Raw genomic sequence first — 12,450 nt, 5'->3', positions numbered from 1 at the left:
ACTTCTAAACTGGACAATTTCTGTGAACGATTGCATTGTAGTTATCCCTACCTACAACGAACTTGAAAATGTGGAAGCCATCATCCGGAAGGTTTTTAGCCTCAATCATCCGTTTGACCTGTTGATCATCGACGACGGGTCGCCGGACGGCACCGCAGCGGTTGTCAAGGAGTTAATGAAGGAGTTTTCAGGCCTTCATCTTGTAGAAAGAAAGGGAAAACTGGGCCTGGGCACCGCTTACATCCACGGCTTCAAATGGGCGCTTGAAAGAGGATACAACTATATTTTTGAAATGGATGCCGACTTCTCGCATCCACCCGAGGACCTGATCCGCCTCTACAATGCGTGCGCCAACGAAGGCCATGATGTGGCTGTGGGTTCTCGCTATATCACAGGGGTAAATGTGGTGAACTGGCCGATTAACCGCGTGCTAATGTCCTATTTCGCGGGATATTATGTGCGGATGATCACCGGCATGCCGATTATGGACCCAACGGCAGGCTTTATCTGCTACACCGCCAAAGTGCTGAACACGATCAACCTCGATAATATCCGTTTTATCGGTTACGCGTTCCAGATCGAGATGAAGTTCAACTCCTGGAAATACGGTTTCAGCATTACCGAGGTGCCTATCATCTTCACCGACCGCACCAAAGGCGCCTCAAAAATGTCGAAAGGCATTTTCAAGGAAGCCATCTTTGGTGTGATCACATTGAAACTCAACAGTTATTTCAAAAGGTATATCCCTAAGCATTCAGCTCAGAAATTGCCAGCCAACTCATAAGGCCGGTCGAAATTTCGAGTGCGCTTTCGTCGATATCGAATGTAGGGGTGTGCACGCCGGAAATGATTCCGCGTGCCTCATTACGCGTTCCGAGGCGATAGAAACACGAGTCGACCACCTGTGAGTAGAATGCGAAATCCTCGCCAGCCATCCAAAGGTCGAGGTCGATCACGTTTTCGGCACCCATATAGCCAACGGCTGCCGTTCTCACCCGTCTGGTGAGTTCCGGGTGGTTTTTCAGGAATGGATAACCTCTCACGATCTCAAATTCGCAGCTTCCGCCCATCGCTTCGGCAATATTTTCGGCCATTTTCTTCATACGACGCAGACCGTCTTCACGCCATTCTTCGTCCATACAACGCCACGTTCCCTGAATGGTCACTTCGTTGGGGATCACATTCGTAACGCCATCGGCTATGAAGCGGCCGAATGACAGTACCGACGGGTTCGCCGGGTTGCGGTTGCGGCTGATGATCTGCTGCAATGCTACGATAATGTGAGACGCCATTAACACAGGATCTACCAGTTGATGCGGCGCCGCAGCGTGGCCGCCTTTTCCTTTGACAGTCAAATACAGCTCGTCGGTGCTGGCCATGTACATACCCTCGCGGAAACCAATTTTGCCAACCGGAATATTGGGTGCTACGTGCTGGCCTACCATGCTCGCGGGGCGCGGGTTTTCCAGGACTCCTTCTTTAATCATCAGGGAAGCTCCGCCGGGTGCTTTTTCCTCAGCCGGTTGGAATACCAGTTTCACAGTCCCTTCAAACTCCTCGCGCAATGCGTGCAGGATGCGTGCCGTACCAAGGAGCGACGACGTGTGCACATCATGCCCGCACGCGTGCATCACGCCCGGAACCTTCGATTTATAAGGAACATCATTCGCTTCCAGGATTGGCAATGCGTCCATATCAGCACGCAGACCGACGATTTTCTTGCCCGGGTTACGCCCTTCGATGATCGCCACCACGCCCGTTCCGGCAATACCTTCTTCGGGTTGAAGACCAATTGCTGTGAGTTCCGATGCAACGTATTTCGCCGTTTTGAACTCTTCAAATGATAACTCGGGGTTACTATGCAAATGATGGCGGTGAGCAACAATGTCTTCCGACTGATCTTTGGCAAGCGCTTTGATTTTTTCCTGAAGCTGGGACATGATATTGAAGTACTACGGGTTGTCTTTACAAAACATTCAAAGGTAATAATAAAAAAATGGCGTGGTATCGTTACCATACAACAGAAAACACATCGCCCATTTGCTAAGAACGCGGCCGGCATTGGCTGGTGTTCCAAAGAAAAAGGGTAATTTTGACCAGATATGAATCAATCAGACACGCAAAAATGAATCAACAGGAGTTTTTAGAATCATTGGTTTGTCCACGCACAGGAACCCCTTTAACCATAGCCGAAGACGGCAAATCTCTCAAAAGCGAAGACGGCACAGTTTACGAAGTAGGCGACACCGGCATTGTCAACATGCTGTATCCCAAAGAATTGCTGCCGGAAGATGCCCGCGAACAATATCTGTACGACCAGGCTTTCCTTCGCTACGATCGCGGCGTTTCCTGGGTTTTCGAAACCCTGAACCAATCGGATGAAGCTGCGACACGTCGATTTTTCATCGACCTGATGGAGCTGAAACCAGGCATGACAGCCTTGGAAGTCGGTGCCGGAACGGGCAAAGACTCTGCATTGATTCTTGATAAACTGACTCCTGGAGGCACGGCCGTATTATCCGACCTATCGCCGAACATGCTCAAACGCGCGCAGGAAAAGCTTGCTGCCAATGGGGATGTGAACGTGCATTACTTCCTCGGCAACGGCTCTTATCTTCCTTTTCCCGATGGTACTTTCGACGCCGTATTCCATTTCGGAGGCATTAATACCTTCTCCGAGCGCAAGCGTGCATTCGACGAACTGACCCGCGTCGTGAAACCCGGCGGAAAAGTAGTCGTAGGTGACGAAAGCGTCGCTCCATGGCTGCGGAATACCCCTACTTACGCTACTTTGCTGAAAGCGAACCCGCTTTTCCGGGCCGAAGTGCCGTTGGAAGATGTGCCTGCGAACATCGAGGATTTCAAACTCCATTATGTGTTCGGTAATGCCTATTACATTATGGAATACCGCGTGACCGCCAAAGCACCGGAAGTGGATATCGATCTGCCGATCCCGGGTAAAGATTTCGTTGATAACTGGCGCATTCGTGCTGAAAAGGCAGTCGACTAAGCGTTACGCCATTACTCAATACCAAAATTCAACGTTCCAATGTGGGTTAAAAAAGGAGTTATTTATAAACCTGACGGCAGTCTGGCGCACAGTCAGAGCCATGCACAGGTGCCATTTGCCTATAAACACAAGGATTTCCTGCGGATTTACTTCTCGACGCGGGATAACAGTACACAGTCTCGGCCGACGTTCATCGACGTCGATTATGACGATCCCAAAAAGATCCTTTACATACACGACAAGCCCGTGCTCGAACTCGGCGGTCCGGGTGAATACGACGAAACTGGCGCCATGCCGGCCTGGTTTGTGGACCGTCCGAACGGCGACATCTGGCTCTATTACACCGGCTGGAACCGTACCTGGAATTCCTACCGGCTCTCGATGGGTCTTTCTGTAAGCCACGACGGCGGTCTGACATTTAAAAAGATGTTCCGCGGACCGATTATGGACCGCAGCATTCAAAACCCGCTTTGGGCTGCGCAGCCCTCGGTACTGATCGACGATGATGGTACCTGGCGCATGTGGTACATTTCGGGCCACAAATGCGAGATGATCCACGACTATCCCGAGCCATACTACCGCGCACAATCCGCGACTTCGAAAGACGGCATCCACTGGGAAATCAGCGACATTCCGACATTGGATTTCGATGATTTCCTGCACGCGGTAGGCCGCCCGAGCGTATTTAAGGAAGATGGCATTTACAAAATGTACTACTCCTACCGCCACTCCCGCGACTACCGCACCGACCGCAACCAGAGCTACCGCCTGGGCTACGCCGAGTCGGCTGACGGTACCACCTGGGAGCGCAAAGATCATCTGGTAGGCATCGCGAAATCCGACAACCCGGAAGATTTCGATTACGAAATGATCGATTACGCCAATTTCTACCAGCACAATGGCAAGCGTTACCTACTTTACAATGGTAATGGCTTCGGTGCGGCGGGCTTTGGCTATGCGGTTTGGGAAGATTAATATTCTGAATCAAACTGAGGCTAGTCATAACCTCAGCAACAATGGCGAGATAATTTTGAAGAAATCACCATTAAATGTCACAAACGTGATCGCACAATGAGTACACTTCAGGAGCAGTTCAACCGCGATGGTTATGTCCTTTTGAGAAACTACCTCGACAAGGACGTCATTAATGCAATATACACCGATGCCCGCAAGATTTTTGCAACGCAAATTAAGCGCGTAACAGGCAAAACCGTCGATATCGACGACCGCGATACATTTGAAAATGCGATGTTCGAGTTCTTCGAAAAGGATTTCGATGGTTTTGTGAGCACCGGAAAAACAGTTCAGCACTCATTCTCGCTGCACCGCCTGGGTGTTGACCCTGTTATTGAAAATCTTTTGAAAGATGTTGGCCTTTCGGCGCCCATTATCGGTGCGCGTGCCGCTATGCAGTTCAACAGTCGGTTTCTGTCCAAAGACGGCAGCAAGCACTGGAAACTGGATGCACACCAGGACTGGCGTACCGGCCAGGGCTCTCTCGATAGCGCGGTGATCTGGTTCCCGATGGTCGATGCAGGTGCGGATATCGGCGCATTGCAGGTGATTCCTGGCAGCCACAAGATCGGCTTGCAGGCTTCTACCACTTCCGGTTATCAGGGAGGTATTACTGTTGAATTAAAGGATGAAGATTTTGTTCAAACGGAATTCAAAGTCGGTGATATCCTGATCTTCTCGGCATTCCTGATCCACCAGTCGGGTAACAACATTACCAACAACATCCGCTGGTCGGTGCAGCTGCGTTACAACAACCTCGACGAACCGACATTCATCGAGCGCGGCTATCCGATGGCGTACATTTACAAGCCTGAAACAGAGCTCGTCACACCGAATTTCCCGACTGTGGAGCAACTGAAAGAGGTTTTTAGCTAAAATTCGAATGAAACTTTCCGTTTGTGTCCCGACGTACAACCACGAGCAATATATCGGTCAGATGCTGGATGGTGCATTCATGCAGCAAACTAGCTTCGACTTTGAAATTGTCATCGGGGACGATGCTTCGACCGACGCAACGCCGGACATTATTCGTGCATATTCTGCAAAAAAGCCTGGGTTAATCCGGGCTTTTTTGCATTCCGAAAACCAGGGGCCAAAAGAGCCGCGCGAGTTTGCCGGAAGAAATAATGTACTGCAATTGCTCAAAGCCTGCAAAGGTGAATATGTAGCGATGTGTGAAGGCGACGATTACTGGACTGACCCATTAAAACTGCAAAAACAGGTCGATTTTTTGGATCAGAACCCCGATTTCTCCGTTTGCCATCACAATATGGAGGTCATTTATGAAGACGGCTCCCCATCGCATTTCTTCAATGCAGCCGATCAGAAAGCGGTTTCGACGATCAAGGATTTGCTCGAAGACAAATGGTTTATGGCGACGGCCAGCTGGGTTTACCGTAATCATTTCCTTACTGAAGACTTTGCCGAGTGGCATTCTAGCGCGGCGGCAGGCGACTGGGCGATTATGTTCCAACTGGCAGCAAAGGGTAAAATCGGCTATTTGAGTGACGTCATGGGTGTTTACCGCAAGCATAGCGCGGGCCTAAGCAATGTACACGCACACACCAATCTCAAATTTTTACAAAACAGAAAACAAATGTTCGTCAATGTGGGCAACTGGCTCAACGGACGCTATGATGCGACCGTTGCTAAGACCCTGCACCGCTATGACGAGCTCCTTACCAGCCTTGAAAAAATTGGCAGTTCGAATTAATAATCTTTAATTTGTACTGTTTAACACATAACACATTTATGAAGCTAAGCGTCGTAATACCAGCCTATAACGAGGAAGAATCGATCACTCACACGCTTGTATCTTTACACAATACATTAAATAAGTACAATATTCCCCACGAGATCTGCGTCACCAACGACAATTCGAAGGACGGGACATTGCGTGTGCTGGACGAGCTATCGCTTCAAATTCCTACACTGGTTTATTACACCAATCCGGGCCCGAATGGCTTCGGTTATGCGGTACGCTACGGTTTGGAGCGCTTCAAAGGAGATTGTGTGGCCGTTTTCATGGCCGACATGTCCGACGATCCCGAGGATCTCGTGAAGTTTTATTACAAAATGCTGGAAGGCGACTATGACTGCGTTTTTGGCTCGCGCTGGGAAAAAGGCGGAAAAGTGATCGATTATCCTGCGTTGAAAAAGGTGATCAACCGCGTGGCGAATGCCATCGTGCGCATGGTGATGGGAATCAAATACAATGATACGACCAATGCATTCAAGCTTTACAAGCGCGAAACGATCGAGGGTATCAAGCCGTTTCTGGCCCCCCACTTCAATTTGACTATCGAATTACCCCTCAAAGCCATGGTGCGCGGCTATAATTACGCCGTGGTGCCCAATAGCTGGACCAACCGGAAATACGGCGAATCGAAGCTGAAAATCAAGGAAATGGGTAGCCGGTACTTCTTTATATTGATGTACTGCCTCATCGAAAAGTACTTCTCGCAAGGCGACTTTATGAAGAAAACGGCAGCGCCGAAGAAGGAAGTCAGCCGGTAATGCCTTGCCGGCCGCACCTTGCCGGTCGCGCCTTGCCGGTCGCGCTCTATTTAATCCACTCCTGGATAAAGGTCATTTTGTGCGCGATGTACGAGATCGCGAGGCCCCATACGAGCGCACTGGCGGACATCCACAGGAATATCGAACCCTTTGGTACCCGGAACGCCACCGCGAGAATAGGCCCGAAGAGCGGCGTGAACAATGGCGGCGTGAGGAATGCGATGCCTACGATCCCGAATTTGCGCCAGATATTGACGGCAATGCGGTTGGTTTTCGTGAATTTTTTGGGCGGCGATTTCCGGTACTTCTGAATCAAGTTGCGGATTGCCCCGCCTACGTACGTGAGCACGAACACCGTGAACATCATGCCCACGGCCGAGCAAAGGGCTGTTTCGATCCAGGTCAGTTTAAGTACGACCCCCGCAATCGGCCCTCCGAAGAATTTCAATGTACTGGCAAGCGCAACAGACAGGTATTTCAAAAACGTGGTTTTCATTTAGACTTTGACCTGTATCATTTCAGAAGCAAAACGCCTTGTCGCCTCGTTCGTCTGAACATAATCCTCGATTGAAGGATTCCCTACAAATGCGATTTTGGCAAGGCTCTCGACAATAACGTCCGAAATATCCAGAAAACCTATCTTATCGTGCAGGAATGCGTCAACGGCAATTTCGTTGGCCGCATTGACGATACAAGCGGCATTTCCGCCTTTTTCAAGCGCTTCATAGGCGATCGCCAGGTTGCGGAATGTTTCCAGATCGGGCTTTTCGAAATTGAGGGAAGGATAATCCATGAAATTGAACCGGGGGAAGTCCGATTTCAGGCGCTGCGGGTAATACAGCGCATATTGAATAGGCAGTTTCATGTCCGGAAGGCCCATTTGCGCCTTGATACTGCCATCTTCGAACTGAACCAGCGAATGTACGATGCTCTGCGGATGCACGATCACATCTATTTGTGAAGCATGAAGATCGAAAAGCCATTTCGCTTCGATCACTTCCAGGCCTTTGTTCATCAGCGTCGCAGAATCGATCGTGATTTTCGCGCCCATACTCCAGTTCGGGTGTTTGAGCGCCTGCGCCTTGGTTACGTGCGCGAGAAACTCCCGGTCCTTACCACGGAACGGGCCACCGGATGCGGTCAAAATAATCTTTTCAATCGCATTCTCCGATTCACCGGCCAAGCACTGGAAAATGGCCGAATGTTCCGAATCGACGGGGTAAATGCTGATATTGTGCTGTTTGGCCAATGCTGTAATGAGTTCACCAGCCACCACAAGTGTTTCCTTGTTGGCCAATGCAATATCCTTACCCGCTTTGATCGCGTGGATCGTAGGCAAAAGACCGGCGTACCCTACCATGGCTGTCAGCACCACGTCCACATGATCCGATTCCACTACGGAAGCCAAAGCAGATGCCCCGTTATAAACCTTGATACTGAATGGAAAGAGGGCTGCCTTAACCCTTTCATAATGCGCTTCATTGCAAATGACAACCTCCTCCGGCTTGAATTTGACCGCCTGTTCGATGAGCAAGTCGGCGTTGCCCCCGGCGGTAAGCACCGAAACGGAGAAAATTTCCGGATGCGCCGCGATCACTTCGAGGGCCTGGGTACCGATAGAACCGGTCGAACCTAAAATAGCTACTCTTTTTTTCATTGCATGCTCACTGTTAGGTTCGGTCAATTATGGTTCAGCCGGATCAGTTCGTCGGCGATCTTGCGGTCGTTGGAGAGGCGTGGCACCTTGTTCTGGCCGCCCAGCTTGCCATTGGCCCGCATATAGTCGATGAAGGAGTTCTTGCGCAGCGGCGTCAATTCGAGGCGGCGCAGGATACTTCCGGTGATCAGGTCTTTGTAATAAATGTTGAGTTCGGTTAGCTTGCGGTCGAGGTCGTTCGCAAATTGCTCCATATCATTCGGCCGGGTCGCAAATTCCACCAGCCATTCATGGTAAGGAAGGCCGCCATGCGTAGAATTTACCATCGGCGCGACGGTCAATTCCACTACTTCCGTCTCCGGATGCCTTTCCAAGGCGTATTTCAATGCTTTTTCAATCTCTTCGCCGATCACGTGCTCGCCAAATGCGGAGATAAAATGTTTGATACGGCCTGTTACGAGCACTTTATAAGGGTCCGTAGAAACGAACTTGACGGTATCGCCCAGCGAGTAACCCCACAATCCGGCATTGTTGTTGACAATCACCGCATAATTTTTGCCTACCTCCACTTCACCGATGGATAATCGACGCGGATTTTCGTCGAAGTAGTTTTCAACCGGAATAAATTCGAAGAAAATACCGGTGTCGAGCAAAAGCAATAGGCCTTCGTCATCCTGCTTGTCCTGGTACGCCAGGAAGCCTTCGGAAGCCGGGTACAGCTCTATGGAATCGATGCGCTTACCGATCGATTCGAACAATTTAGCCCGATAGGGCTCGAAATTTACCCCACCATATATAAAAAGCGAGAAGTCAGGGAATACGTCCTTGATCTTCTTGCCTGTACGTTCGATAATGCGGTCGAAATACATTTGCACCCACGGCGGAATGCCCGAAATGAGCGACATCCGCTGGTCGAGCGTTTCGTCGATGATCTTGTCGAGCTTGGTTTCCCAGTCCTCAATACAGTTCGTTTCATAGCTCGGCAGCTGGTTGGAGCGCAGATAACCCGGCACGTGGTGGTTGGAAATGCCTGACAGGCGGCCTGTCAGTACTCCGCCGGTGTCTGTCAGTACCGGGCTGCCAGAGAGAAAAATCAGCTTATTATCCAGGAAATCAGCTTTTTGAGTCTCTTCAATATACGTCAAAATGGCATTGCGCGCCGAATCGATGTGATTGGAGATGGAGTCTTTGGAAATCGGGATGTATTTGGTACCCGAAGTAGTTCCCGATGTTTTGGCAAAATACAGTGGCTTGCCCGGCCACAAAATATCACTTTCCCCGGATTTTATTTTCTCTACATAAGGTTTCAGGTCCTCATAATCGTACACCGGAACGGCTTCCCTGAAATCGGAATAGCTATGAATGTCTTTGAAGAAATGGTCTTTCCCAAACTGCGTGGCGGCGGCCTTCTTTACCAACTCCGACCTCCATTTTTCCTGGACCTCAACACTTCGCGCGATCCATTCCTGTTGCTGCTTGACAATGTAACGGGCCAACGGCCTGCTTAAAACTGATCTGATTCCCATAGTGAAAACAAATGTACGCAGGAATTACAAATTCCATGATTTTAGACCCGTTGGAAACCCCGTTGGAAAGCCACCCGGAACGCCTATCGGAAAGCCCTTTGCAACTAGTTTTACGCCCTTCGGATACCGCATACCGAAATTTTTTAAATGCCTTTGTTTGTGGTTAATAATCTGTAATTTTGCCATCCTGAAATCAAAGGGAGCAAAAGTTTTTAACATTATATATGGGATTGTTTGATTTTTTGACGAGCGATATAGCGATTGATTTAGGTACTGCCAATACTTTGATCATCCATAAAGATACTGTTGTTGTTGATGAGCCGTCGATCATTGCCATGGACAAAACCACCGGCAAAGTGCTGGCGATTGGCCATACGGCAATGCAAATGCACGAGAAGACGAACGAGAATATAAAGACCATCCGTCCATTGAAGGATGGGGTGATTGCCGACTTTACCGCGGCTGAAATGATGATCCGGGGGATGATCAAAATGATCGACACCGGCAGCCGTTTCTTCACTCCTTCCCATCGCATGGTGGTTTGTATTCCTTCGGGAATTACCGAGGTTGAAAAACGTGCGGTAAAGGATTCCTGCGAGCATGCAGGTGCGAAGGAAGTCTACATGGTACACGAACCTATTGCGGCGGCTATCGGTATCGGTATCGACATTACGCAGCCCAACGGGGTGATGATCGTCGATATCGGCGGCGGTACAACCGAAATCGCGGTAATCGCATTGTCGGGTATCGTTTGCGAGCAGTCGGTGCGCATTGCGGGCGACGTCTTCACACGTGATATCGTCGATTACATGCGCCGCGAACACAACCTGCTGATCGGTGAGCGTTCTGCCGAATTGATCAAAATGGCAATCGGCTCCGCATCTCCGGAGCTCGAAATCCCACTGGATGACTACCAGATCCGCGGCCGTGACTTGATGACCGGTATTCCCAAGGAAATCCGCGTCACTTACAGCGAAATCGCTTATTCTCTCGATAAATCGATCTCCAAAATTGAAGAGGGCGTGATGAAAGCCCTTGAAATTTCTCCTCCTGAGCTTTCTGCGGACATTTTCAAAAACGGTATTTACCTGACAGGCGGCGGTGCATTGATCCATGGCCTCGACAGACGTATCGCCCAAAAAACCAAGTTGCCAGTACACATCGCCGACGATCCGTTGAAGGCTGTTGTAAAAGGTACCGGGGAAGTCCTCAAAAACCTCGAACTATACAAGCCTGTACTGATTTCGTAGGATCGGAGCGCGCAGTTCATCCATATGCGTACGATGCGCCGGGCGTAAAAAATTTTCTATTTTTGCGCAACGTGCTTCTTGTGCACCAATTGATGAACTGCGCGTGAACATTTAACCCCATGCTCCAACTCGTTGATTTCGTCGTCCGGAATCGTTTCTTTTTGGTATTTGTGTTGCTGGAAGTGCTCAGTGCCTGGATGATCGTGCGCAACAATACCTACTGGGGAGCTACCTATTTCAATACTTCCAATTACTACGTCGCTAAAACGCTCGCGTTTTCGAACTCGGTGCGGGATTATACCAAGCTCGACGAGATCAATGCCGACCTCGCCAGCGAGAACGCGCATTTGCACGCGCTGGTAGCGAAGCTCAGCCAGACGAACCCCAGCCAGTTGCCCGCGGGTTATGTGCCGGACTCAGCATTCGCAGCGAGGTTCTCGTACACCGTGGCGAAAGTGGTGGATAATGAAACCAACAAGGCAAACAACGTCATCACGATCGACAAGGGCACGGCGCATGGTATCAAGCCGGGTATGGGTGTTATTTCGGCCACCGGCGTGGTGGGTAAGGTGCGGTTCTGCTCGCAGCATTACTCGGTCATTACCTCGATCCTGCATTCGAACTTCATGGTTTCGTCCAAGCTGGTGCGGAGCAAGGAAATCGGTTATGCCAAATGGGACGGAAAAGATCCTAACCTGATCGATATGATCGATGTTTCGAAGTATACCAAAGTTTACAAGGGTGACTCAGCGGTAACATCGGACCAGAACTCGGTATTCCCGCCGAACATTATGGTCGGGAAAGTACAGAGCGTGGCCGTGAACCCGAACCAGACTTTTTACAATATTGTGCTCAAACTAGCCACCGACTTCCGGAACCTGTCGTACGTGTATGTGGTACAAAATCACCAACTTGTAGAACAGGAAAATCTTAAAGCAAGAACCATAGAACTGAAAAAATGAGCTTACGCGAGGCGATACAATATTCCCTGATGATCCTGCTTTACCTGTTTTTGCAGATCTTCTTCATGCGGAATATCGTGCTTTTCAACTACGCGTTCTGTTTCATTTACATTGCGGCCATTCTGCTGCTGCCCGCGGACATGGACCGGATGTATACGTTGCTTATAGCATTCGCAGTAGGCTTTGTGGTGGATGTTTTCTCGAATACATTCGGGATGCACGCCTCGGCAACGGTGCTGATCGCCTATCTCCGGCCATTCCTGATCCATTACCAGATGAAGTCGCGCGGGGCCGAGCGCGCAGAGGTGGGCATACGTGCGCAAGGGCTGGGGGCATTTGTTTCGTACATTTTCCCGCTGATCCTGATCCACCATTCCATGCTGTTCCTGATGGAGATGAACAACTTTGGAATGATCCTTTACACACTGATACGCATCGGTGCCAGCACGCTCTTCACCACCATCCTCATTATCCTGCTGGAACTCTTCTCCAAACGCTAGCATGACATTTTGGC

Annotated in this window: 13 protein-coding genes; 9 read left to right on the top strand and 4 right to left on the bottom strand. The window is 49.9% G+C overall.

Annotation, left to right across the window (positions count from 1 at the left end; all coding sequences use genetic code 11):
• The first annotated feature begins 22 nt into the window (after window positions 1–22).
• Complete coding sequence (locus J7619_RS23365) at window positions 23–784, top strand: polyprenol monophosphomannose synthase (RefSeq protein ID WP_291204421.1); 762 nt, start codon at window positions 23–25, stop codon at window positions 782–784.
• Here the strand turns inward: J7619_RS23365 and J7619_RS23360 are convergent.
• Window positions 747–1,940 (bottom strand): M20 family metallopeptidase, encoded by a 1,194-nt coding sequence (locus J7619_RS23360; RefSeq protein ID WP_291204418.1) that lies wholly within the window; start codon window positions 1,938–1,940, stop codon window positions 747–749. The genes J7619_RS23365 and J7619_RS23360 overlap by 38 nt on opposite strands.
• 185 nt (window positions 1,941–2,125) lie before the next feature.
• On the opposite strand from J7619_RS23360, the gene J7619_RS23355 reads away from it, so the two are divergent.
• The 5 genes from J7619_RS23355 to J7619_RS23335 all read left to right on the top strand — a co-directional run bounded on the left by J7619_RS23355 (window position 2,126) and on the right by J7619_RS23335 (window position 6,541).
• Window positions 2,126–3,010, top strand: a complete 885-nt coding sequence (locus J7619_RS23355; RefSeq protein WP_291204414.1) for a class I SAM-dependent methyltransferase — start codon at window positions 2,126–2,128, stop codon at window positions 3,008–3,010.
• 39 nt (window positions 3,011–3,049) lie between these two features.
• A complete protein-coding gene (locus J7619_RS23350) occupies window positions 3,050–3,985 on the top strand; it encodes a hypothetical protein (RefSeq protein WP_291204411.1) in 936 nt (311 codons plus the stop codon).
• 96 nt (window positions 3,986–4,081) lie between these two features.
• Window positions 4,082–4,900, top strand: coding sequence for a phytanoyl-CoA dioxygenase family protein (locus J7619_RS23345; RefSeq protein WP_291204409.1), 819 nt, complete (start codon window positions 4,082–4,084; stop codon window positions 4,898–4,900).
• Window positions 4,901–4,907: 7 nt separating this feature from the next.
• A complete protein-coding gene (locus tag J7619_RS23340) occupies window positions 4,908–5,738 on the top strand; it encodes a glycosyltransferase (protein WP_291204406.1) in 831 nt (276 codons plus the stop codon).
• A gap of 38 nt (window positions 5,739–5,776) precedes the next feature.
• Window positions 5,777–6,541, top strand: a complete 765-nt coding sequence (locus tag J7619_RS23335) for a glycosyltransferase family 2 protein (RefSeq protein ID WP_019946010.1) — start codon at window positions 5,777–5,779, stop codon at window positions 6,539–6,541.
• 46 nt (window positions 6,542–6,587) lie between these two features.
• Here the strand turns inward: J7619_RS23335 and J7619_RS23330 are convergent, their stop codons facing one another.
• The 3 genes from J7619_RS23330 to J7619_RS23320 are packed head-to-tail and all read right to left on the bottom strand — an operon-like array spanning window position 6,588 to window position 9,724.
• Complete coding sequence (locus J7619_RS23330) at window positions 6,588–7,037, bottom strand: hypothetical protein (protein ID WP_291204401.1); 450 nt, start codon at window positions 7,035–7,037, stop codon at window positions 6,588–6,590.
• Complete coding sequence (locus J7619_RS23325; RefSeq protein ID WP_291204399.1) at window positions 7,038–8,198, bottom strand: 1-deoxy-D-xylulose-5-phosphate reductoisomerase; 1,161 nt, start codon at window positions 8,196–8,198, stop codon at window positions 7,038–7,040.
• A 23-nt stretch (window positions 8,199–8,221) separates the two neighbouring features.
• The gene (locus J7619_RS23320) at window positions 8,222–9,724 is read right to left on the bottom strand and encodes a GH3 auxin-responsive promoter family protein (RefSeq protein ID WP_291204396.1); all 1,503 of its coding nucleotides are present in this window, start codon (window positions 9,722–9,724) and stop codon (window positions 8,222–8,224) included.
• 224 nt (window positions 9,725–9,948) lie between these two features.
• Here J7619_RS23320 and J7619_RS23315 point away from each other — a divergent pair, with 224 nt between their 5' ends.
• The 3 genes from J7619_RS23315 (at window position 9,949) to J7619_RS23305 (ending at window position 12,436) form a co-directional block, all read left to right on the top strand.
• Complete coding sequence (locus J7619_RS23315; RefSeq protein ID WP_019946014.1) at window positions 9,949–10,974, top strand: rod shape-determining protein; 1,026 nt, start codon at window positions 9,949–9,951, stop codon at window positions 10,972–10,974.
• Window positions 10,975–11,093: 119 nt separating this feature from the next.
• On the top strand, window positions 11,094–11,936 hold the full coding sequence (gene mreC / locus J7619_RS23310; protein ID WP_291204390.1) for a rod shape-determining protein MreC: 843 nt from the start codon (window positions 11,094–11,096) through the stop codon (window positions 11,934–11,936).
• The gene (locus J7619_RS23305) at window positions 11,933–12,436 is read left to right on the top strand and encodes a hypothetical protein (RefSeq protein ID WP_291204387.1); all 504 of its coding nucleotides are present in this window, start codon (window positions 11,933–11,935) and stop codon (window positions 12,434–12,436) included. The genes mreC and J7619_RS23305 overlap by 4 nt, the downstream gene beginning before the upstream one ends.
• Window positions 12,437–12,450 lie beyond the last annotated feature (14 nt).

This window comes from Dyadobacter sp. (genome assembly GCF_017744695.1).
In the GTDB taxonomy this organism is placed as follows: Bacteria; Bacteroidota; Bacteroidia; order Cytophagales; family Spirosomataceae; genus Dyadobacter.
The sequence above is the reverse complement of the archived record's forward strand: the minus strand, read 5'-3'. Positions and strand labels throughout refer to the sequence as shown.